Origin of the sequence: Vibrio sp. Isolate34, assembly GCF_022397915.1 — a bacterium.
Lineage (GTDB): Bacteria > Pseudomonadota > Gammaproteobacteria > Enterobacterales > Vibrionaceae > Vibrio.
The window spans coordinates 36,221-55,488 of the sequence record NZ_JAKEUO010000005.1 but is presented as its reverse complement, the minus strand read 5'-3'; the positions used below and the strand labels follow the sequence as shown (position 1 = coordinate 55,488).

Sequence of the window (19,268 nt, the reverse complement as noted above, 5' to 3'; positions counted from 1 at the left end):
GTGATAGAACCAACGTATCACGAAAATTCCGTGCTACAAATGATTGCATATTAAAAATCATGCGACATTATATCCTGCCGACTAAGATCCACTAAAATCAGCAGCCATAAGAAAAGGAAAGACATGTTTAAAACAGTTATTGATGACGAACTATCCATCGCATTGGTTGAAGAGGGTTTCGCTGCTCATTACGCAGAAATCTCGCAAAGCCAGAATGAGTACCTAAGCCAATGGCTTGTGTGGCCACCGCATTGTAAAACCGAGCAAGATTTTAGGATCTTCATCCAACGCTCGCTGCACGATTACGCAGAAGGCCAAAGCATGACCTGTGCAATTGTGTATAAAGACAATATCGTCGGTAACTGTAGCTTCAACACCATTGACCACAATAAGCAGAAAGTCACGATAGGCTATTGGCTGTCTGAAACGTATCAAGGAAAGGGGATTGTTACTCGCGTGGTCGCGAAGCTGATTGATATTGCTTTCAATGAGTTAGATATGGAAAAGGTCGAGATATCTGCCGCAACGCGCAACCACAGTAGTCGCAAGGTATGTGAGCGCTTACATTTCACCTTAGAAGGCATCATCACGCGCAATGAGAACTTAAATGGTCGCATCGTTGACCATGCAATCTATGGTCTTCACCGTTCAAAACAGTAGTCGTTTCCGGTTAAGAAGCCACGGTTTAAACTATTGGGGGCTTTGTTGCGTAATTCGATGGAACTAAATCTAGAAGCTACGATCTGAGCGGCTACACCCATCAATCGTCGTAGCCTCATGCCTAAACCTCGTTACAAAACAACTAACTGGAAGCAGTACAACAAAGCCTTAATCAACCGTGGTTCTCTGACCTTTTGGATTGATGAGGAAACGATAGCTGAGTGGAAACAAAACAAACAAGGCAAGCGTGGTAGACCTCGCCGATTCAGCGACTTAGCCATTACTACCGCACTGATGGTGAAACGCATTTTCTCTATGCCATTGAGAGCGCTACAAGNCGGCTACACCCATCAATCGTCGTAGCCTCATGCCTAAACCTCGTTACAAAACAACTAACTGGAAGCAGTACAACAAAGCCTTAATCAACCGTGGTTCTCTGACCTTTTGGATTGATGAGGAAACGATAGCTGAGTGGAAACAAAACAAACAAGGCAAGCGTGGTAGACCTCGCCGATTCAGCGACTTAGCCATTACTACCGCACTGATGGTGAAACGCATTTTCTCTATGCCATTGAGAGCGCTACAAGGTTTTCTAGACTCTGTATTTAAGCTGGCTAACATCCCGCTTGTTTGCCCGCACTACACCTGTATAAGCCGCCGAGCTAAGGAAGTTGAGGTTTCATTTAAAACCAAAACCAGAGGAGCAATACAACACCTGGCAATTGATGCCACTGGCCTCAAGGTTTATGGCGAGGGTGAATGGAAGGTCAAGAAGCATGGTTCTGATRGGAAGCGCAGAGTCTGGCGTAAACTGCATATTGCAGTAGATACAAGCRCTCACGAAATAGTCGCAGCAGAGCTGAGTTTATCTAACGTAACCGATGCCGAAGTGCTCCCCAACTTACTCAAGCAAACGCGTCGTAAAATAATTGAAATATCAGGTGATGGTGCTTATGACACAAGGAATTGTCATGATGCGATACGGATTAAGCGAGCGGTTGCGCTTATCCCACCACGAGAAGGGGCAATTTAACCCACTTCTGGTCGACAAATTTATCGCCTTTATCGTTAATACGCCACTGTCAGAAGCTGCGTAGCTGAACAAACAATAACGTAGATGCTTATGCGTAACATGGAAACGAAGTACAGGCTAGAATTCCAGATTCAAAAGAGCTAACAACAGTATTCCCAACCATTACAAAATAAGGTTATCAGTGTTTAAACAAATCCATATTTGAGCTTCTCTTCTAATGCTTGAACGCAAATTTGGATGGCGATAGGAGTGTTGGAAGCGAATGGGTTCAGCGCATAAACGGTGTTAGTCGGCAATTGAAAGCTAGGCATGATGTCGACAACCTCATTCGATAACTGAGAAAGGTAGAAGTCTGGGATCACACCAATACCAACGCCTGATTTGATTAAGGCAAGGCAGCTATGGAATGAATTAGTGGTACAACTGGCTTGTTGTTGATAGACAAAGTCTTGCTCACCTTGAGAACTAAAGTGATGAGTCACCTGTTTTCCTTGCCAAGAGTTGGCTATGTAAGGAAGCGATTCAAGCTCTCGCTCTCGCATGCTTTCTACGCCACACAACACGTCTTTAAACTCGCCTAACCGTTTCTGCTTTAGATTACTGTCACGCGAGCTACCCACTCGTACCGCGAGATCAATATCGTGCACCATGAAATCCAAGTGCTGATCATCACTGATCAGTTCCGGCTTTAGTTTCGGGTACTGCTTCATTAAGTCTGCAATAACAGGCGCAACCAACAAGTCCATCAATGCATTCGGAGCAGTAATTCGAATCCGACCTTGCGGCTCTTCTAATTCGGCTTTTGCCATATCCCAAGCCGATTCAGCGATCACATTGATGTCTTTGCAACTCAAATAAAAGCGCTCACCCATGCTTGTCAGAGTTTGTCTTCGTGTTGTGCGTTTAAGGAGTGAAGCGCCGATCTCTTGTTCCAGAATCTTGAGGTGCTGACTGACGACAGATTTAGACAACTCTAGCTTTTCAGCCGCAGCCGAGACTGAGCCCTGCTCTACGATATGAGCGAAAATCGACATCTGCTTTAGCTTACTCATCTTATTGTTCTCTTTTTACATACAGTATTTTCTATTATCTCTGTTTTTCGATTCAATTTCCAAGTCTAAACTGAATCCAACTTATCGAGATACCAAATCAAAGAAACAGTGTTTGAGAGAAGACTGCTATGGAGAGAATAACAATGTTAAACAACAAAGTATTAGAAGCATGTAAGCAAGGCATTAACGCATGGCAAAAAGCATTCAACAGCCAAGATGCAAAAGGTTGTGCAGACCAATACACTGAGGCTTGTGTAATGGAAGCTCGCCCATTCGGCACTTTTGAAGGCCGTGAAGCGATTCAAGCATTTTGGCAAAACATCATTGACCAAGGCTTCAAAGACGTTGATTACACAGATGTTAAGTGGGAAGAGCACCCAGAAGGTGGTTACATTCTTACCGCTAGCTGGACAATGAATAAAGCGTTTGGTGTTGTGCACCGTGAACACTGGGCATTAGAAGCGGATGGCTGTGCTCGCTTAGTAAGCGATGACTTCGAAGTTCAAGGCGAACGCTAGAAGCTAGAACCGCAGTGTAGTGCATAGAAACAGCAAACAAAAAGCCAGCAATCCAATAGGACTGCTGGCTTTATTAATCATCATTCTTGCCGTCTTTTCACTTCATTTGAAAATGATTCAGTGACTCTACACAATCACTCAACACGCTCATCATTTCGAATAAAAATGTCTGGTAAGACAGAGCAAATGCAAGTCAAAGTTACAGTGCTGATTTCTTCGCTTCTGTAATCCAACCATCAAACGTGCTTTGGTTTGCTTTAATCCAACCGTTTACGTGCGCTTCGATATCAGCCGAGCTGTTCTTACCTTGACTCATCATCATGTTCTGAGCACTTACATCGTTGATGTTAAGTTTGATGATTTCGAAAAGCTTAGCCGCTGATGGGTTGTTCTTAGCAAACTCTTTGTTCGCGATGATACGCATTGAGTTCATTTGGAAGCCGTAGTTTTTACCGTTAGATAAAGTAGTATCGACATCAGAACGCTCGCCAGGAAGTGAAGAGAATGGCACTTCTAGCCATACTACGTCTTCGTTAGGAACCAATACACCACTTACCCAGTACGGTGTCCACGTGTAGTAAAGGATTGATTCACCCTTTTGGTAACGTGAAATCGTGTCTGCGATGATAGCCGCATAGTTACCTTGGTTGTGAGTTACTGTATCGTCCAGTTTGAATGCTGACAGTTGATGTTCGATAACCATCTCACAACCCCAACCTGGGTTACAGCCAGTTAGGTCTGCTTTACCATCACCATCTGCATCAAACAGCTTTGCGATTTTTGGATCAGTTAACTGACCAATGTTAGTGATGTTGTACTTTTCTGCCGTTTTCTTATCAATCAGGTAACCTTGCGCAGCACCACTTACATATTGGCCTTCGCGGTAGAATTTGTCATCGCCACCCGCCATAGCGTACTTATCAGCATGAAGCGGGAACCAACCTACGGTTAAGAACGTTGCGTCACCTTTTGCAATAGAAGTGTAAGCTACGTTGTAGTCCACTTCTTGTGTTGTTTTTACGTCATAGCCGAGTTCTTCTAGAGCACGGTTAACAATCAACGTTTGGAATGTTTCTTCTGCTACAGACGATTGAACAGGCTGAACAGATACACCCTCACCCGGTAGACTTGCTGCCCACACGTTCGTTGATACAGCCAGTGTAGAAACGATGCTCACTGCAAGTTTGCTCTTCCATGAATTATTCATTGGTGTTTTTCCTTAATTGAAGTTCTGATTTATTACCGCGATTTAAAGCATTAAGTACAAGGGAAACAGGCCCCATACGGTACCAGCGTAATTTTGTGTTGCCCGCATTCACACCCAACACTTGGGTAATGCGATCCAATAAAATGGCGAGAATAACGATGCCTAAACCACCGACTGCGGCCAGTCCCATATCCAAACGGCCGATACCTCTCAGTACCATTTGACCTAGACCACCTACCGCAATCATTGATGCGATAACCACCATAGATAGCGACAGCATCAGTGTTTGGTTTACGCCCGCCATGATGGTTGGCAATGCTAATGGCAGTTGAATTCGATAAAGCATCTGCTTTTTGCTCGCGCCGAATGAATGACCGGCTTCGATCAACTCTTCCGGTACCTGTTGAATACCCAAAATGGTTAAACGTACCACTGGTGGCAGTGCGAATATGATGGTCACAACAACACCCGGAACGTTACCGATACCAAACAACATTACGATGGGTACGAGATAAACGAAGGCTGGCGTGGTTTGCATCGCATCCAGAATTGGACGAACGAATTTAGCCGCTGTGTTACTGCGGGCAAGCCATATCCCCATAGGCAAACCGATCAATAAACAGAAGAAGACCGATGTCATAACCAACGAAAGCGTGGTCATGGCTTCAGACCAAGCACCAATCAAGCCAATGAACGTCAAGGATACTGCGGTAGCAACACCAAGCTTAAGATTTGAAAACTGCCATGCGACTAAAAACAAGATGATCAGCATGAATGGTGCTGGCGTAGAAACCAATGCTGTTTCAAATGAGCTTAGGATGAAATCGATAGGCACACGGATTGCTTGAAACAGTGGGCGTCCATGTTCAACCAACCAATTCAGACCAGACTCAACCCAAGTATCGACTGGTAGTACGGCTTCAGCGAAAGGGTTCAGTGGGTCAAAAGGAGTAACCTCAACGGTTTCGCTGCTTAACCAATCCGTAGATGGTGCGCTCTCAGTTGTTTGGCCCCAAGGATCACTCGCTGGCTGAGTAGAGGGAGCTGCTTGCGACCATGGGTCATTATTTGTTTGTTCCGACGACATGATCTACCCCTTATCCAATGTTTGTAGAAGTCGTGACTTAGTCACAACGCCAAAGTAATTACCTTGTTCATCCACAACAGGAACGGAATAAGGCACACCACCAACAAGGCCAAGAACATCATTGATTGGTAAATCAGGGTTGAGAGTTAATCCATCATCGAGCTGTGCGCTGACGAGTGATTTGTTCTCTTTATGGGCTTTGCGAAGCGAGTCGATAGAGACAATGCCGGAGTAAAGGCTGCTCTTCTCGACGACGATGCCGTATTCACGGTCGTTATCCATCAAAATTTGTAGAGCGGACGCTGGGCCGTCGTGTTCTGATTTCTTAAATACCGCAGCTGGCTTCTTACGTGCAATGTCTTTCACAGTAAGTACACTTGCTACGTTCACACCGCGGAAGAAGGCTTCGACATAATCGTTAGCAGGGTTATTAAGAATATCGTCAGGAGTACCAACTTGAACCACTTCACCATTTTGCATAATCGCAATTCGGTCACCGATACGCATCGCTTCATCCAAATCATGCGAGATGAAAACAATCGTACGCTTATCATCATTTTGAAGTCGGATTAACTCGTCTTGCATTTCAGTACGAATCAATGGATCGAGTGCGGAGAACGCTTCATCCATCAACAGAATGTCAGGGTCACATGCTAAAGCGCGAGCCAAACCCACACGCTGCTTCATACCACCAGACAACTCATCTGGGTAAGACTCCGAATGCGCACCAAGACCGACTCGCTCTAGTGCGGCCAGAGCTGACTCTTTTCGTTTATCAACATCGACACCCGCAAGCTCAAGGCCAAACGCTGCGTTTTCAATCACTGTCATGTGGGGCATCAATGCGAAATTTTGGAAAACCATGGAGATGTTGTTGCGGCGGACTTCGCGGAGTTCATCTTCTGAGATGTGGGCAATATCTTTGCCTCGTAGAAGCACATTGCCTTTGGTAGGTTCAATCAAGCGGTTTAGAAGGCGTACTAGGGTTGATTTGCCAGATCCTGACAGTCCCATTATTACGAAAATCTCGCCTTCTTGAATACTAAGAGAAACATCGTTAACGCCGATCGTTAGACCTGTCTCTTCGAAAACTTTGTCTTTGTCCGCACCTTGATTAATCATCGTAAAAGCACGGTCGGTGTCTTCACCAAACACCTTGTATAGTCCCTTAACTTCCAGTATGGGATCCATGAAATCTAATCCTTTCTTAGTGTTTTTAAACTTAAAAACGGTTATTTAAGCTTAAAAATGGTTTATTTAAACTCGAAAAACGATTAGTACTCTAATTAATTCACAAAGATAAATCAAGGTTCTCCATACTGTAAAAAATAATAAAACTACAAACCCGACAGGTAAACCTAAGAAAGAAAACCGACCCAAAAAAAACAAAACATTGATAATAAAGAAAATTAATTAAGGGTGGAATTCTTAAAAATTATGTATCACTTACTGATAGATTATTGAATATTTATTTTAAATTTTGGCGATTGTTAGGTTAAACAGAGCAAGGACGCGCCAGAATAGTTCGTGCACAAACAATTCGAATACGAACTATTTATTTAGATTTCACTACGTTTTAAATGAAAGCATCCTATCTGCTGCAAGGAGTAAATCCCTACTCCTATTTAGCCTAAAAAACAAAGGGGGAGCTGCTAAAACCAGCGAGATAAAATCGACCTTTTCAACCCAGAATTTCAAAACATCACACCAACTGTGATACTTGCTGCAAACTGTTCAATATCGATTATCTAAGCCGCAAGACAACTTGTAGAGTGCTCACAGCTGAGCCATTCTTTATAAAAGAAATAGACATTTCCCCGCGATGAATGAGAGAAAAAGACAAGGAATTCGAATGATAAAAATGCTGGTGTGTGACTTTGACGGGACGCTGGATGGAGGCTCCTCTCATGGAGTTAATCAGTTATTTGACTACCTAACTGAGCAACCTGATATCCGTTTTATCATTGCGACAGGAAGAACTCTGCCGTCAATTCGAGTTGGATTGGCGTCTGATAACTACCCGAAACCACACAGTATTATCAGCGATGTTGGCACTAGAATTCATCATGTTCATTCCCAAAAACCAGACCATGTTTGGCACAACCAATTAGAAGCGTCGTGGAACAAATCCAAAGTAGAGACAGCACTCGCACCACTCGACTTTATGGGCGAACGCTTTAAAAATCATCAAGGTGATTACAAGATTACTTTTGAAGGGAAGCTGTCTAAGCCTCAACATGAGTTGATCGAATCAAGTTTGGAGTCGCACGGATTGGATGTGCATCTCACCTACTCCCACGACTGGTATTTGGACATCACACCAAAGGGAGTCAATAAGGCTACTGCGATTCATCACCTGCTCAAGCAGCATGATTTGAGCGTAGAAGAGGTGTGTGTCGCGGGCGACTCTGCGAACGACACATCCATGCTAACGATAAAGGGTGTAAATTCGATATTAGTCGCTAACCATTACCCCGAAGTGGCGCACCTGTCCGACAGAGACAATGTGTATACCAGCACCGCAACACATGCCGAGGGTGTGTTAGAGGGGCTCAAATACTGGCAAAAGCGCGCGTCGAATATCCGATAAACGCCAGTTTGCCATTAACAACAGATTCTAATCAAACAGGCTTCTAGCCCTACTTCCAGCCTGGAAGCCAGTTTTGATTATCGGTAAGCTCTCGCCAATTGATGTCTTCTTCGCGTTTGGTCATGACCGCCTCTATCATGCAGCGCACGACCTCCCCTTCATCAAATTCTACTTCTGTGACCATAAAGTGCTTTTCTTTCTTCACAGGGCTAACGGCTGTCCATTTGCTACGAAATAACTTCTTTGGGTTGATGCGATTCATGGGCTTCTCTCTTGCTTTGATGTCGTTGATTATTATGAGTTGTCTACTCGACACACAGTAATAGTCTTTCCATCGCAAAAAAGATCATAAAAAAAGCCAGCGGTTAGGCTGGCTTCGTTCAATTAGCTATTTCTCGTTAGAGATTAACCATTTTTAGGTGGATCAAATGCCGTCAGTTCTAATACTGGGCCTGTGTATTTTTCAATTTTCACAAGCGCAGAGTTCGCTGCACAACCATTTGCCAAACGAGAGGTCGGAATATCCAACGTAAGTACGTTACAGCCACCGTTTTTACATAAGCCTGTATCTTTATCTAAATCTGGCCAACCACCTTCATGAATACATACAGAGCCTTGTTTGATGCCATCAGTTACTAATGCACCAACCAATACTTGACCACGACCATTGTGTGCGCGAACCAAGTCACCCGTTTTAATGCCACGCGCTTTTGCGTCTTCAGGGTGAATTGAAATCGGCTCGCGGTCTGCGATCGCGTATTCTTCACGAATCTTGGCGTAGTTGAACTGACTGTGTAGACGGTGCGCGGCGTGCGCTGTCATCAGTTGCAGTTCGCCATCTTTTGCATTGCCGGTGTACTCTGTTGGCTCTAACCAGGTAGGGTGCGCTGGACAATCGTCTAGTTGGTAACCTTCAATCGTTCTTGAGAAAATCTCGAACTTACCACTCGGCGTACCTAGTGGGTTCATGATTGGGTTCTCCCGGAAATCAGCGTAACGAACAAACTGTGCGTTCTTCTCGTTCCACTTCATCTCAATGAGTTGGTTATCTTCCCAGAACTTGCTGAAGTTAGGCATTACGATGCGCTGACCACGACCACCTTGCTGTGCGGTTTTGTAGAAACCATACAGCCATTCCATTTCGGTCTTGCCTTCGGTGTACACATCACGGCCACCCGGAGCAAGCAACTCAGACATGTCCGCAAACACATCGAAGTCATTACGCGCTTCACCTTGAGGCTCAACGACTTTCTTCATTGGCACTAGGTGTTGGTTACTGTAGTCACCTGTCATCGTCATATCATTACGTTCAAACGATGTAGTAATTGGCAACACAATATCCGCGTGTTTAGCAGCTGCTGTCCAGTAAGGTTCTGAGATAACAATCAGCTCAGGTTTTTGCCACGCTTTGATCAAGCGGTTGGTATCTTGGTGGTGAGTAAAGTTAGCACCACCAGCCCACCAAATCATTTTGATCTCTGGGAACGTTAGGTTGTGGCCATTGTGATGGTAGCTTGAACCCGGATTTTCCAGCGCTTCAACAATACGCGCGACAGGGAATGCGTTCACAGATCCTGAAACTGCCCAGTCGTTACCCGCCGAAGAACCACCACCAAGAGACGCTGAAATCGCAGGAAGTACACCTGCATCACGAGCAGGGTTACCGCCGTTTGAGTAGTGGTAAGAAAGACCGAAACCACCACCAGGTAAGCCAACTTGACCTAGCATTGTCGCTAGCGTAACCAACATCCAATGACGTTGTTCACCGTATTGTTGACGCTGCATACCCCAGCCAGACATCAGCATAGTACGGTTCTTACTGAAGATATCAGCAAGTAGCTCAAGCTGCTTCACTGGCACACCACAGATCTCAGACGCCCACTCAGAAGATTTTTCAACGCCGTCTTCTTTGCCCATTAGGTAAGCTTCGAATACGTCATAACCTGTTGTGTATTTGCCCAAGAATTCTTTGTCGTGTTTACCCTGCTTCACTAATGTGTGCGCAATACCCATCATCATGGCTACGTCAGTCATTGGGTGCGGAGCAATCCACTCTGCGTTGTCGCCAAAAAACTCGATAGTCTCAGAACGCATTGGATCAATCGCGATCACTGTCTTGCCCGATTTCTTCAACTGGTGGAAGAATTCAAGACCCGCACAGTCCGTTGAGCTCCAAGCGATCTTCAAGGTATTGATTGGGTTTAGACCCCAAAGTACCACCACATCACTGTGCTCAAGGATGACTGGGTAAGTCGTTTGTTGTTCATACACTTCAATCGAACCCACCACGTGCGGCATGATGACCTGCGCAGCACCTGTTGAATAATCACCTAAGTGACCAGAGTAACCACCAGCCATGCTCATGTAACGTTGTAAAAGTGTTTGCGCTTTATGTAGCACACCACTTGAACGCCAACCGTAAGAGCCTGCGAATACCGACTCTGCACCGTGCTCTTTACGAATACGCGAGTGTTGTTGATGAATCAGTTTATACACTTCATCCCAAGAAATGCGAACAAACTCATCGCTACCACGTACACCTTCAGGCGCAGATGGGTTTGCCAAGTAGCCTTTACGAACCATAGGGTATTTAACACGCGCTTTGGTGTGTACTTGGTCAGGGCCTGTGGTTTGTAGGCTGTTTGGAACGGTTTGTGCCAGTGCATTAGTGGTCGACACTAACTTGCCATCTTTCACTTCACACAGCATTGGTCCCATACGGCCTGATGTTAGAACACCAGAACCACGCTTATCAGAAGCCATTGCGCTCATCGGCGTCAAGGATGTGAATGCCAACGCACCAGCAGTGATACCTGTGCCTTTCATAAATCCACGACGGGTCATATTAGTCATAATTTTATCCTTCTAATTCTCTTTAGTGACCAACAACGTCTTTCGCGTGGTTTTGGAAGTACTTAGTCAGCAGCTCAAGGTTTTGCTCAGAAATGTCGGTACGGTCGCCCATACTCTTCGCAACAGGTCCCCAAGCATTCACAGTGAAGTGATTTGAAGGAATCTTCGCGTGACACGTTGCACAGTAAACATTGTCCAACTCTTCTGCATAAGACCAGATTGGGTCTAGGGTATCGACAACTGGGTCAGTAATGTCACCCGTTAACGCCACTGAACGCCACTCGTTACCGTAAGCATCGGCTTTGTATTCACCAGTAGTCAGTGCTTCTTGACCTTTGTCTGTCAGTGTCGCAACGATTGCACGTTGACCTTCACCGAAGTAAAGCACTTGCTCTGCGCCTTTCATTTGGAACGCATTCAGAGTCACCGTACGGTTGTCGCCTTCAGCTTTAACGACTTCAAGTTCGGCCGTTGGGTTTACGCTACCGAACTCGCCCATTGCGATATCGGTTACTGGGTAAACCACCTTTGCATCTACTGGCGTGTTTTTGGTAAAGGCAATCAGAGTATCGAAGGCTTTGCTGTCTAGCTTAGCTTCAGGGGCAAAGTGCGCTACGCCTTTATGACAATCGATACATGTTTGGTTGTTCTCTTTACCGTAAGCGTGCATTTTCGCCGCATCGCGAGATTGCTCGAACTCTTCCATTGCATCGAATTCGTGACAAGAGCGGCACGTCGCTGAGTCATTCTCACGGAATTGAGCCCATACTGTTTCAGCCATCTCTTCACGGTGTGCTTCGTATTTCTCAGGCGTGTCGATCTTACCTGTGATGAATTCGTGGTAGATGTCTTTAGACGCTCTTACTTTGGTGATCACATAGTCAATCGGATCCGTTGGGATGTGGCAATCGGCACATTCAGCTCGAATGCCTTTTGCGTTACTGAAGTGAACTGAACCTTGATACTCTTTGTGGGGAGCTTCCATCGTGTGGCAAGAAACACAAAACTCAGTGCTCGATGTATAGTGCATAACGGCTGCAGTTCCCCCTAAGGTTAACCAGCCAATGCCTATACCAACCGCCGCTATTAGTGCGATATAACGTTTTTTTATTGTCATAATTCTTAATCATCTTCAACAATTGGTTACAATTGAGATCAGAATAGTACTTTAGGGGTAGGTCTGTTTGATTTGGATCATAAATCTCAACCTGAGGAACAGAAATTGAACCTTTCTGAGAACTCACGGTCACTTTGAAAAATTAGCCCCCTCAAAACCTAATCACCTACCAAATACAAGACTACACTTAAATGTTTATTATTGATTAATCTAATATCAACGATACAAAACGGCTTTCTAAGTCAAACAAGTAAATTGTAAATCTAATACAATATCGACTAACTCTTTTCATAAGCTCTTCACTCCATGAACCAAACAGAATTCCAGCAAAAAATAGCGAGTTTCACCTCCATCGAACAAGCGCTTGATTACTTTGAAATTGGGTTTGATAGCAAGTTCATCGAGCAGAACAGAATCGAACTCGTCAAACGATTTAATGGTTATCTGATTCTTGCGAAACCTGACGATTGGTTTTCTGGACGAAGAGCATTGAAAAACGCTTACTGCAAGGTACAACGTAGTAAGTTAGATCGCCACACACGCTCTGCCTGTCGTGGGTGTACCACTTGCCAGCGCCGATAGTTGGAAAGTTGGTTGTTCAAAAATAGACAACGAAAAAGTAGATAGTTGAAATAACATCTCATTACGATTTAGTTAGTGGTTTGCTCGAAAAAAAGTGTGTTAGTCTTACGGCAACTCAACTACGAGATAAAAACTACAATGAAAATTTTCAGCAACTTCGAAAGCGGCAACATTCACGTCGTTTCAGCAGATTCACCACAAAACATCCAACTGACTATCCCAGCAGACAACCAGACTGAAATATCTCAGTGGTTCCATTTCCGCTTAGAAAGTGATGCTCAACAAGCACACCACTTTGAAATCGGCCAATTGGCAACGTCTGCATACCCTGAAGGCTGGAAAGATTACGATGTGGTTGCATCGTACGACCGCGAAGAGTGGTTCCGCATTCCATCTCAGTTCGATGGTGACACGCTAAGCTTCGACATCATTCCTGAGCACGATTCAATGTACTTCGCGTACTTCGCACCATATTCATACGATCGTCACCAGGACCTTCTGCACAGCGCGCAAACGCACCCAGCTTGTAAGCTAGAAACTCTCGGTCACACACTAGACAACAATGACATCACTTTACTAACCATTGGTGAGCCAAGTGAAGAGAAGAAAAATATTTGGGTTATTGGCCGTCAACACCCTGGCGAGACAATGGCTGAATGGTTGATCGAAGGCCTGCTTCAACGCCTACTTGACGAAACAGACACGGTAGGTCGCTCTCTTCTAGATAGCGTCGTATTCCGCGTTGTTCCGAACATGAACCCAGATGGCAGTATCCGTGGTCACCTACGTACCAACGCAATTGGCGTGAACCTGAACCGTGAATGGCAGTCGCCTTCTATGGAACGTAGCCCAGAAGTATTCCTTGTTCGCGAGCGCATGCTAGAAACGGGCGTAGACCTTTGTCTAGACATTCATGGCGATGAAGCGATTCCATATAACTTTGTAGCAGGTAGCGAAGGCACGCCTTCATATAACGAGCGCATTGCTAAACTAGAGAATCACTTCAAGCAAGCACTACTCACGATTACACCAGAGTTCCAAGATGAGTTTGGTTACGACAAAGACGAGCCAGGAAAAGCGAACATGACAGTTGGCACAAACTGGATTGGTGAGCAGTTCAAGTGTTTGGCTTACACAGTCGAGATGCCATTTAAAGATCACATCAGCCACGCTGACGAACTGTACGGTTGGTCGCCAGAGCGTAGTGTTGCGTTTGGTCACGACATGCTAGCGGCAGTTTGGGCAACAGTAGACGAGCTATAAAACAAACTATAGACAGACTAAGCGCCTTAGTTTGTCCGTATCGTTAGTTTGCTTACATATATAGTAAAGCCCAGCACTTCAGTACTGGGCTTTTTAATATCGTTTTTAAATGAGTAACTTGGGCTTTAAGGCATCTAACTTTAAAAGCTTTCTATGCCACTCTGAGGCTTGCAAAAAATACTGGGTATCGCTGTCTGATGTGGCGTTGTTCAGACACCATATCTTTAAAGCTTGGACCTTGTGATAACTGAACGATAACTTCGTCCCCTTCTTGTCGTAACACCGCACCACTAATATCGATACTATTGTTGTCATGCAACCTTAGGGTCCCTGCCATTGAAAAGCCGCGATAAACAGGAATGATGTTACGCATCATTAGGCGTACGCCCTTTTCAGACACTTCACTGACATGAAAAAGCTCATCCTTAATTCGCATCACCGGGCGTGCCTTTTGAGGGTACTTTAAACGGTAATATTTGCGTTTCTGGGTGAATGACTCTTCACGCATTAGTGACTCCCTGTCTCTGTTATTCTGTAAAGCGAACTGACCGTTAATTTCAGTAATCATCAGCAATGGCCATTCTTAATCTTCAATTCGGCTTCAAATAAATACATTCACCAAGTTGATACCTAACTATTATATCGACTTGAGAATATAATACTTTAGATATTTGCTCCGGGCGCTAATTATTGACTCATTGCGTACAAAAAAAGGACTTCAGTCATATACGTTGAGTACTTCACTCCTGCATAAAATCTAAACTGAACCGTTAGTTGACTATACTCACAACATTTTTTACTTTGTTTTCAATAAGCTTGTCATTATGGCTGCAAAACTGATTCTCTAACATTTGTAGCCCTGTTAGACTCCATCTCCCTTTTGATACTTGGTTCATTTATGTCATTCGATAACCTAACCCTTAACGCAAAAACCGTCGCGGCTATACCATCTCAATTCGATAAACCGACAGAGATACAACAAGCAGTAATTCCTACAATTATTGCAGGGAAAGACGTGCTGGCGTTGGCTCAAACGGGTAGCGGGAAAACATTGGCGTTTGGCTTACCTTTGCTGAACAACCTCAACCATGATGTGAATGAACTGCAAGCGCTTGTTATCGTTCCAACACGTGAACTTGCGTCTCAAGTCACAGAATCTTTAGAGCCCACCGCAACGGCTCTTAACATCAACACGATTACGTTGACGGGTGGTGTGAACACGGATGACCAACAGCAGCAATTGTTAACCAAACCACAGCTTGCTATCGCAACACCGGGGCGCTTGCTGGCTGTCATCAAGAGTGGCGAATTGGAGTTAACTCAATGTGTGTCATTGGTTCTTGATGAAGCAGACCGATTAATCGACATGGGCTTTTGGCCAGATATTCAAGCGATCACCGAAGCTCTGCCAGCGAAACGACAGTCACTGCTATTCTCAGCGACACTTCCTCCAGAATTAGTCAATCAAGCTGAAACGCTTTTATCAAACCCAGAAAAGATCACGACTCACCAAGAGAATAGCGTTGTCTCTGCCATTGATGAAACACTCTATCTCGTGAACAAAGGCAGTAAAGCTCAAGCGCTCCTTGCTCTACTTAGTCAGAACGATTGGTCACAGGTTTTGGTGTTTATTGGCGCCAAAGACAATGCAGACGCATTAACCAAGCGATTGAACAAAGCCAAGATCAGCGTGAGTGCGTTACATGGCAACAAGAGCCAAGAAGAGCGCGCGCAGGCATTAGAGAGTTTCAAAAATGGCGAAACTCGCGTTCTTATCGCAACCGATGTGATGGCTCGAGGCATCCATATTGATCAGTTGCCTGTTGTGATCAACTTTGAACTGCCTTCTCACTCTGCAACTTATGTACATCGTGTAGGGAGAACGGCGAGAGCAGGGAGCGCAGGCTGTGCTATATCACTGGTTAGCCACAGTGAAAACGAGCACCTCAATGCGATTCGAACTCTGACCAATAAGCCACTTCCGTTACAATCGCTGGAAGGTTTCCCTGTAACTGATAAACCTGCATCAGAATCAACAGCTCGTAAGCGTCCGCCAAAAGACAAAATGGCCAACCGACGAACAGCAAAGAAGAAGAGCATCAAACAATTTAAGAGCAAACCAAACAGCTCAAGATAACCAGAAGCCCTAATTAGCTCAGTTTTCACTGAGCTTTTTTATATGCAACAAAACATAAAATCACACCCAGAAACTGCTCTAAAGACGCCGACTTAAATGACACTTTTGTGAATTATGATGCCAACGTATTGATTCTTGGTTGCTCAAAAAAAATACTCTTAAATCACGTTGACGCCCCTATATCTGGCAACTAGATTTTTCTATTAGTGTCTAAAACAGGAGGTCATTGAAATGAAACGTGCTAGCTCTACATATCGATTACAACTGATTAAGGAAGTGGCAACCCGCCGAGATCGTCAACGTTGCAATGACCCGATGGCAAACTACATACAAACCCTAATAGATAATAAAGATGACTGCGATACTTCGGTTGAACGTAACCAGAGATTCAGTGGCAGCCATTTTGATGAACACATAGGTGGTTGGGTTAGCGACCACTGGGGTAGCAAGTAGGCAATAAGCTAATAAGCGCTAGCTTAGCCGCTGTAGAATTTATCTCCGCATTAACCTATCATCTGCAACAAATTCCTTTCATTGAGTAAGCAGAAAGTGTCTGAGTTAAAAAGAGAAAAAGAAGTGATGGTTGCCTTCCAAGTGATCCCTCGCGTTAAAGAAGGCAACAATTTCGAAGTTGTTGATAAGGCCATTGAAGTGGTAAAAGCGGCCGATGTTCCATTCCAAGTCGGTGCAATGGAAACCACGATGAAAGGTGAACTCAACCAATTACTCGATATTATCAAAAAGGCTGAACAAGCTTGTTACGATGCAGGGGCTGTTGAAGTGATCACAAACATTAAGATTCATAGTAAGACCACCGAAGCCGATGATACATTTTGTACGTACCATCGTGGTGTAACGAAAGCGAATCATATGTTTGTTTAAGAAAGTGCAGCTGTTAAAAAACTCTGATGAACCAGTGATGTTATTGAAAGGGCATGTCTGAAAGGTGAGAAAGGATTTCCATTCGTTCTTCTTCTGACATCGAATGCCAATCACGCGGAGCCTCTTCAGGGTCATTTTTTGCCCCGATCGGTTTTCGATCCAGTGCTTTTACGGGCTCTTTTTTGAGTTTTACATTCTTTTTATTCATACCGACACCACTACTTTAGGTACAAAGGTACCTACCTTAATATTACACCCCAACCATTATGTAAAGTAATAGTTACTCCGGGGTTAAATAAAATCTTAATACTTCCTCTTTAGCCGAAAAGATCCTTCTGGGGACTCGTGTTTCCCTCTTCGTCGACCTGCTTACCAACCAAGTTTTTTTGCTTCATTATTTTTCTTCTATAGCGCTGACGACACAGCTTTATCACGTGCAATTGCTCTGCGGGAGTCATCGACATCCAATTAAAGCGCTCTTCTCTTTTGCGCATACAACCATTGCAATAGCCTTTGTCATCGCTTGAACAAACCCCAACGCAAGGGCTTGGAACTTGGAAAAACTCTAACTGCTCCACCATGCCTCCTTACACATTCAAAATTACGCTTACTATCTCAAAAATAAGCGATTAATTTGTCGCCTAGCTCATGAAATCCATACTAAACTATGACCTTATACTGACACATATAGTGTTTTGTAAACTATACTTTGAACCCATCAAGTTACACTTATTGGGTAACTTCGTTCTTTCCTTTGGAGCCTTATAATATGAAGTTTAGTTCAAAAAAATTACTAGCAGTAGCCGCTTTACCTATGATGCTAGCAGCATGCACAACAACAGGTGATAACGCTATGAAAGTAACACCAACCGATCTACAGCACCATAACTGGGAACTTGCTCAAATTGATGGCAAGGACATTGAGAAAAGCGAAAACCAAGCGACTCCTCGTCTGGAAATCGGTGAAAAGATGACTGCGAACGGCATCGCTGGTTGTAACAACTTCTTTGGTCAGGGCGAACTAAAAGACGGTCAATTCCGTATCAAACAAATGGGCATGACAATGAAAATGTGTCAAGGCTCAGCGATGGAAATCGAACAATCGGTTTCAGCTACTCTAAGCGAATGGAGCGACGTAACGCTAACAAACGATACGCTAGTACTGAAAAACGATGTACACACACTAACGTACACAATTCGTGACTGGGTAAACTAATTCGACATCGAATGACACGCCCTAATGTGGGTTGACACTTGATTAACTAAAGCGCTCGATGTACTTCATCGGGCGTTTTGTATTTTAGGGCCGTGTGAGGCCTATATTCATTATAGATTTTTACTGATTCAGCGACAATTTTCTGTGCTTCGTCGAAATCATTAGGCTCATTTAACAGGTACTTCAGTATTCCATGTTCCTTTCTGCCTGTGCATTCTGATAACAGTCATTGAGCAGGGTACGGGGTATAAAAAAGAGGCGCCTAAGCACCCCTATTTTGTTTTATAAGTGGGTTTTCGCCACTTTAGCCGAAGCACTATTTGGGTACTCGGTCACGACTTGTTGGTAATATTTCTTAGCTTGCGTCGCGTTATTGTTGCGCGCAGCTATGTCACCAAGCTTAACCAGTGCATCTGCTCGCTTGTTTGAGTCTTTGTACGACACAACAGCGGCAAAGCTCTTCACGGCTTCTTTATCTTGCTTCTTAGCGAAATAAAGCTGACCTAACCAGTAATGTGAGTTAGGTGTGAAGGTTGAATCTGGGAAGTCTTTTTGAAACTTTTGGAATGCAGCAATCGCACCCGTGTAGTCTCGTTGCTTTAGAATCATATCTACAGCATTTTGATAAGCGGTTTGCTCATCGACATCAGTACTGAACGTACCAGAAGCATCTTTAGAGCCTTCGCTCGCTGCCACTGCTACCGTTGCGGTTCCTGCTGCTTTCACCTCGCCTCTTACACGATCCAGTTCAATGAACAGTTCACGTTGGCGCTCTAGCATTTGCTTCATATCATAGCTGTTTCGTTCCAGCTCACCACGAAGTTCACTGATCTCCAGTGCCATGTCGTCGATTTGCTGTTGCATTTGAAGCTGAACAAGGTTGCGATTTTGAAGCAGGCGTTCTAAACGCTCAATATCTGATTCGTTAGATGCAGACGCTGCTCGAGAGGAAGATGATGAATTGGTTGCGGTGCTATTGAGATCGGATACTGGAGCTGGTGCAGCGAACGCGGTGTTCGCTGCACTTGCCAGTAACGAAAGCAAAATGACTCGCTTTGTGTTACTGAACAT

Annotated in this window: 20 protein-coding genes and 3 pseudogenes; 11 read left to right on the top strand and 12 right to left on the bottom strand. The window is 44.4% G+C overall.

The window, feature by feature from the left end; all coding sequences use genetic code 11:
• The first annotated feature begins 123 nt into the window (after positions 1-123).
• The 3 genes and pseudogenes from L1D22_RS07350 to L1D22_RS07340 all read left to right on the top strand — a co-directional run.
• Complete coding sequence (locus tag L1D22_RS07350; protein WP_239829227.1) at positions 124-660, top strand: GNAT family protein; 537 nt, start codon at positions 124-126, stop codon at positions 658-660.
• A 117-nt stretch (positions 661-777) separates the two neighbouring features.
• Positions 778-996 (top strand): annotated as a pseudogene (locus L1D22_RS07345) (transposase); the annotation flags it as partial.
• A gap of 31 nt (positions 997-1,027) precedes the next feature.
• Positions 1,028-1,687 (top strand): annotated as a pseudogene (locus L1D22_RS07340) (IS5 family transposase); the annotation flags it as partial.
• Between the two features lie 191 nt (positions 1,688-1,878).
• Here L1D22_RS07340 and L1D22_RS07335 read toward each other — a convergent pair.
• Positions 1,879-2,745 (bottom strand): LysR family transcriptional regulator, encoded by an 867-nt coding sequence (locus L1D22_RS07335; RefSeq protein WP_239829226.1) that lies wholly within the window; start codon positions 2,743-2,745, stop codon positions 1,879-1,881.
• 143 nt (positions 2,746-2,888) lie between these two features.
• On the opposite strand from L1D22_RS07335, the gene L1D22_RS07330 reads away from it, so the two are divergent.
• Positions 2,889-3,263 (top strand): nuclear transport factor 2 family protein, encoded by a 375-nt coding sequence (locus tag L1D22_RS07330; protein WP_239829225.1) that lies wholly within the window; start codon positions 2,889-2,891, stop codon positions 3,261-3,263.
• A gap of 199 nt (positions 3,264-3,462) precedes the next feature.
• On the opposite strand, the gene proX is transcribed toward L1D22_RS07330, so the two are convergent.
• From proX to proV, 3 genes are read right to left on the bottom strand one after another with little or no spacing between them, the layout of a single operon-like run.
• Positions 3,463-4,470, bottom strand: a complete 1,008-nt coding sequence (gene proX / locus L1D22_RS07325) for a glycine betaine/L-proline ABC transporter substrate-binding protein ProX (protein ID WP_239829224.1) — start codon at positions 4,468-4,470, stop codon at positions 3,463-3,465.
• Positions 4,463-5,557 carry a glycine betaine/L-proline ABC transporter permease ProW gene (proW, locus tag L1D22_RS07320; protein ID WP_239829223.1) on the bottom strand — a complete coding sequence of 365 codons (1,095 nt, stop codon included), beginning with the start codon at positions 5,555-5,557 and terminating at the stop codon, positions 4,463-4,465. The genes proX and proW overlap by 8 nt, the downstream gene beginning before the upstream one ends.
• Positions 5,558-5,560: 3 nt before the next feature.
• Positions 5,561-6,748, bottom strand: a complete 1,188-nt coding sequence (gene proV / locus L1D22_RS07315; RefSeq protein ID WP_239829222.1) for a glycine betaine/L-proline ABC transporter ATP-binding protein ProV — start codon at positions 6,746-6,748, stop codon at positions 5,561-5,563.
• A gap of 661 nt (positions 6,749-7,409) precedes the next feature.
• On the opposite strand from proV, the gene L1D22_RS07310 reads away from it, so the two are divergent.
• The gene (locus L1D22_RS07310) at positions 7,410-8,147 is read left to right on the top strand and encodes an HAD-IIB family hydrolase (RefSeq protein ID WP_239829221.1); all 738 of its coding nucleotides are present in this window, start codon (positions 7,410-7,412) and stop codon (positions 8,145-8,147) included.
• 49 nt (positions 8,148-8,196) lie between these two features.
• Here the strand turns inward: L1D22_RS07310 and L1D22_RS07305 are convergent, their stop codons facing one another.
• From L1D22_RS07305 to L1D22_RS07295, 3 genes are all read right to left on the bottom strand, one after another.
• Entirely contained in the window at positions 8,197-8,409 is a 213-nt protein-coding gene (locus L1D22_RS07305; RefSeq protein ID WP_026084164.1) for a TIGR02450 family Trp-rich protein, read from the bottom strand.
• A 143-nt stretch (positions 8,410-8,552) separates the two neighbouring features.
• Positions 8,553-11,000 (bottom strand): molybdopterin guanine dinucleotide-containing S/N-oxide reductase, encoded by a 2,448-nt coding sequence (locus tag L1D22_RS07300; RefSeq protein WP_239829220.1) that lies wholly within the window; start codon positions 10,998-11,000, stop codon positions 8,553-8,555.
• A 22-nt stretch (positions 11,001-11,022) separates the two neighbouring features.
• Positions 11,023-12,117, bottom strand: coding sequence for a NapC/NirT family cytochrome c (locus L1D22_RS07295; protein WP_239829219.1), 1,095 nt, complete (start codon positions 12,115-12,117; stop codon positions 11,023-11,025).
• Between the two features lie 306 nt (positions 12,118-12,423).
• Here L1D22_RS07295 and L1D22_RS07290 point away from each other — a divergent pair, with 306 nt between their 5' ends.
• Complete coding sequence (locus tag L1D22_RS07290; RefSeq protein ID WP_019824239.1) at positions 12,424-12,699, top strand: nitrogenase-stabilizing/protective protein NifW; 276 nt, start codon at positions 12,424-12,426, stop codon at positions 12,697-12,699.
• Positions 12,700-12,837: 138 nt separating this feature from the next.
• Positions 12,838-13,962 carry a M14-type cytosolic carboxypeptidase gene (locus L1D22_RS07285; protein ID WP_048658353.1) on the top strand — a complete coding sequence of 375 codons (1,125 nt, stop codon included), beginning with the start codon at positions 12,838-12,840 and terminating at the stop codon, positions 13,960-13,962.
• A gap of 151 nt (positions 13,963-14,113) precedes the next feature.
• Here L1D22_RS07285 and L1D22_RS07280 read toward each other — a convergent pair whose 3' ends face one another.
• Complete coding sequence (locus tag L1D22_RS07280) at positions 14,114-14,470, bottom strand: hypothetical protein (RefSeq protein WP_017630073.1); 357 nt, start codon at positions 14,468-14,470, stop codon at positions 14,114-14,116.
• A gap of 390 nt (positions 14,471-14,860) precedes the next feature.
• On the opposite strand from L1D22_RS07280, the gene L1D22_RS07275 reads away from it, so the two are divergent.
• From L1D22_RS07275 to L1D22_RS07265, 3 genes are all read left to right on the top strand, one after another.
• The gene (locus L1D22_RS07275; RefSeq protein ID WP_239829218.1) at positions 14,861-16,099 is read left to right on the top strand and encodes a DEAD/DEAH box helicase; all 1,239 of its coding nucleotides are present in this window, start codon (positions 14,861-14,863) and stop codon (positions 16,097-16,099) included.
• A gap of 231 nt (positions 16,100-16,330) precedes the next feature.
• Positions 16,331-16,552: a hypothetical protein gene (locus tag L1D22_RS07270; RefSeq protein ID WP_048658349.1), complete on the top strand. Its 222-nt coding sequence runs from the start codon at positions 16,331-16,333 to the stop codon at positions 16,550-16,552.
• Positions 16,553-16,678: 126 nt separating this feature from the next.
• Positions 16,679-16,981 (top strand): thiamine-binding protein, encoded by a 303-nt coding sequence (locus L1D22_RS07265; RefSeq protein WP_161679187.1) that lies wholly within the window; start codon positions 16,679-16,681, stop codon positions 16,979-16,981.
• Positions 16,982-17,021: 40 nt separating this feature from the next.
• Here the strand turns inward: L1D22_RS07265 and L1D22_RS07260 are convergent, their stop codons facing one another.
• Together L1D22_RS07260 and L1D22_RS07255 are read right to left on the bottom strand one after the other, a co-directional pair.
• Positions 17,022-17,189, bottom strand: coding sequence for a hypothetical protein (locus tag L1D22_RS07260; RefSeq protein WP_202601666.1), 168 nt, complete (start codon positions 17,187-17,189; stop codon positions 17,022-17,024).
• Positions 17,190-17,298: 109 nt separating this feature from the next.
• Complete coding sequence (locus L1D22_RS07255; protein ID WP_239829217.1) at positions 17,299-17,562, bottom strand: DUF1289 domain-containing protein; 264 nt, start codon at positions 17,560-17,562, stop codon at positions 17,299-17,301.
• A 188-nt stretch (positions 17,563-17,750) separates the two neighbouring features.
• On the opposite strand from L1D22_RS07255, the gene L1D22_RS07250 reads away from it, so the two are divergent.
• Entirely contained in the window at positions 17,751-18,197 is a 447-nt protein-coding gene (locus L1D22_RS07250; RefSeq protein WP_239829216.1) for an META domain-containing protein, read from the top strand.
• A gap of 46 nt (positions 18,198-18,243) precedes the next feature.
• Here L1D22_RS07250 and L1D22_RS07245 read toward each other — a convergent pair.
• Both L1D22_RS07245 and ybgF read right to left on the bottom strand, forming a co-directional pair.
• Positions 18,244-18,425 (bottom strand): annotated as a pseudogene (locus L1D22_RS07245) (integrase core domain-containing protein); the annotation flags it as partial.
• A 54-nt stretch (positions 18,426-18,479) separates the two neighbouring features.
• Positions 18,480-19,268: a tol-pal system protein YbgF gene (ybgF, locus tag L1D22_RS07240; RefSeq protein WP_029405341.1), complete on the bottom strand. Its 789-nt coding sequence runs from the start codon at positions 19,266-19,268 to the stop codon at positions 18,480-18,482.

Coding starts and splice junctions, on each gene's coding strand:
- proX (WP_239829224.1), bottom strand. CDS start 4,470: ATGAATAATTCATGGAAGAGCAAACTTGCAGTGAGCATCGTTTCTACA.
- ybgF (WP_029405341.1), bottom strand. CDS start 19,268: ATGTTCAGTAACACAAAGCGAGTCATTTTGCTTTCGTTACTGGCAAGT.
- L1D22_RS07350 (WP_239829227.1), top strand. CDS start 124: ATGTTTAAAACAGTTATTGATGACGAACTATCCATCGCATTGGTTGAA.
- L1D22_RS07290 (WP_019824239.1), top strand. CDS start 12,424: ATGAACCAAACAGAATTCCAGCAAAAAATAGCGAGTTTCACCTCCATC.
- L1D22_RS07300 (WP_239829220.1), bottom strand. CDS start 11,000: ATGACTAATATGACCCGTCGTGGATTTATGAAAGGCACAGGTATCACT.
- L1D22_RS07265 (WP_161679187.1), top strand. CDS start 16,679: ATGGTTGCCTTCCAAGTGATCCCTCGCGTTAAAGAAGGCAACAATTTC.
- L1D22_RS07285 (WP_048658353.1), top strand. CDS start 12,838: ATGAAAATTTTCAGCAACTTCGAAAGCGGCAACATTCACGTCGTTTCA.
- L1D22_RS07330 (WP_239829225.1), top strand. CDS start 2,889: ATGTTAAACAACAAAGTATTAGAAGCATGTAAGCAAGGCATTAACGCA.
- proW (WP_239829223.1), bottom strand. CDS start 5,557: ATGTCGTCGGAACAAACAAATAATGACCCATGGTCGCAAGCAGCTCCC.
- L1D22_RS07260 (WP_202601666.1), bottom strand. CDS start 17,189: ATGAATAAAAAGAATGTAAAACTCAAAAAAGAGCCCGTAAAAGCACTG.
- L1D22_RS07310 (WP_239829221.1), top strand. CDS start 7,410: ATGATAAAAATGCTGGTGTGTGACTTTGACGGGACGCTGGATGGAGGC.
- L1D22_RS07270 (WP_048658349.1), top strand. CDS start 16,331: ATGAAACGTGCTAGCTCTACATATCGATTACAACTGATTAAGGAAGTG.
- L1D22_RS07255 (WP_239829217.1), bottom strand. CDS start 17,562: ATGGTGGAGCAGTTAGAGTTTTTCCAAGTTCCAAGCCCTTGCGTTGGG.
- L1D22_RS07305 (WP_026084164.1), bottom strand. CDS start 8,409: ATGAATCGCATCAACCCAAAGAAGTTATTTCGTAGCAAATGGACAGCC.
- L1D22_RS07335 (WP_239829226.1), bottom strand. CDS start 2,745: ATGAGTAAGCTAAAGCAGATGTCGATTTTCGCTCATATCGTAGAGCAG.
- L1D22_RS07250 (WP_239829216.1), top strand. CDS start 17,751: ATGAAGTTTAGTTCAAAAAAATTACTAGCAGTAGCCGCTTTACCTATG.
- L1D22_RS07280 (WP_017630073.1), bottom strand. CDS start 14,470: ATGCGTGAAGAGTCATTCACCCAGAAACGCAAATATTACCGTTTAAAG.
- L1D22_RS07295 (WP_239829219.1), bottom strand. CDS start 12,117: ATGACAATAAAAAAACGTTATATCGCACTAATAGCGGCGGTTGGTATA.
- proV (WP_239829222.1), bottom strand. CDS start 6,748: ATGGATCCCATACTGGAAGTTAAGGGACTATACAAGGTGTTTGGTGAA.
- L1D22_RS07275 (WP_239829218.1), top strand. CDS start 14,861: ATGTCATTCGATAACCTAACCCTTAACGCAAAAACCGTCGCGGCTATA.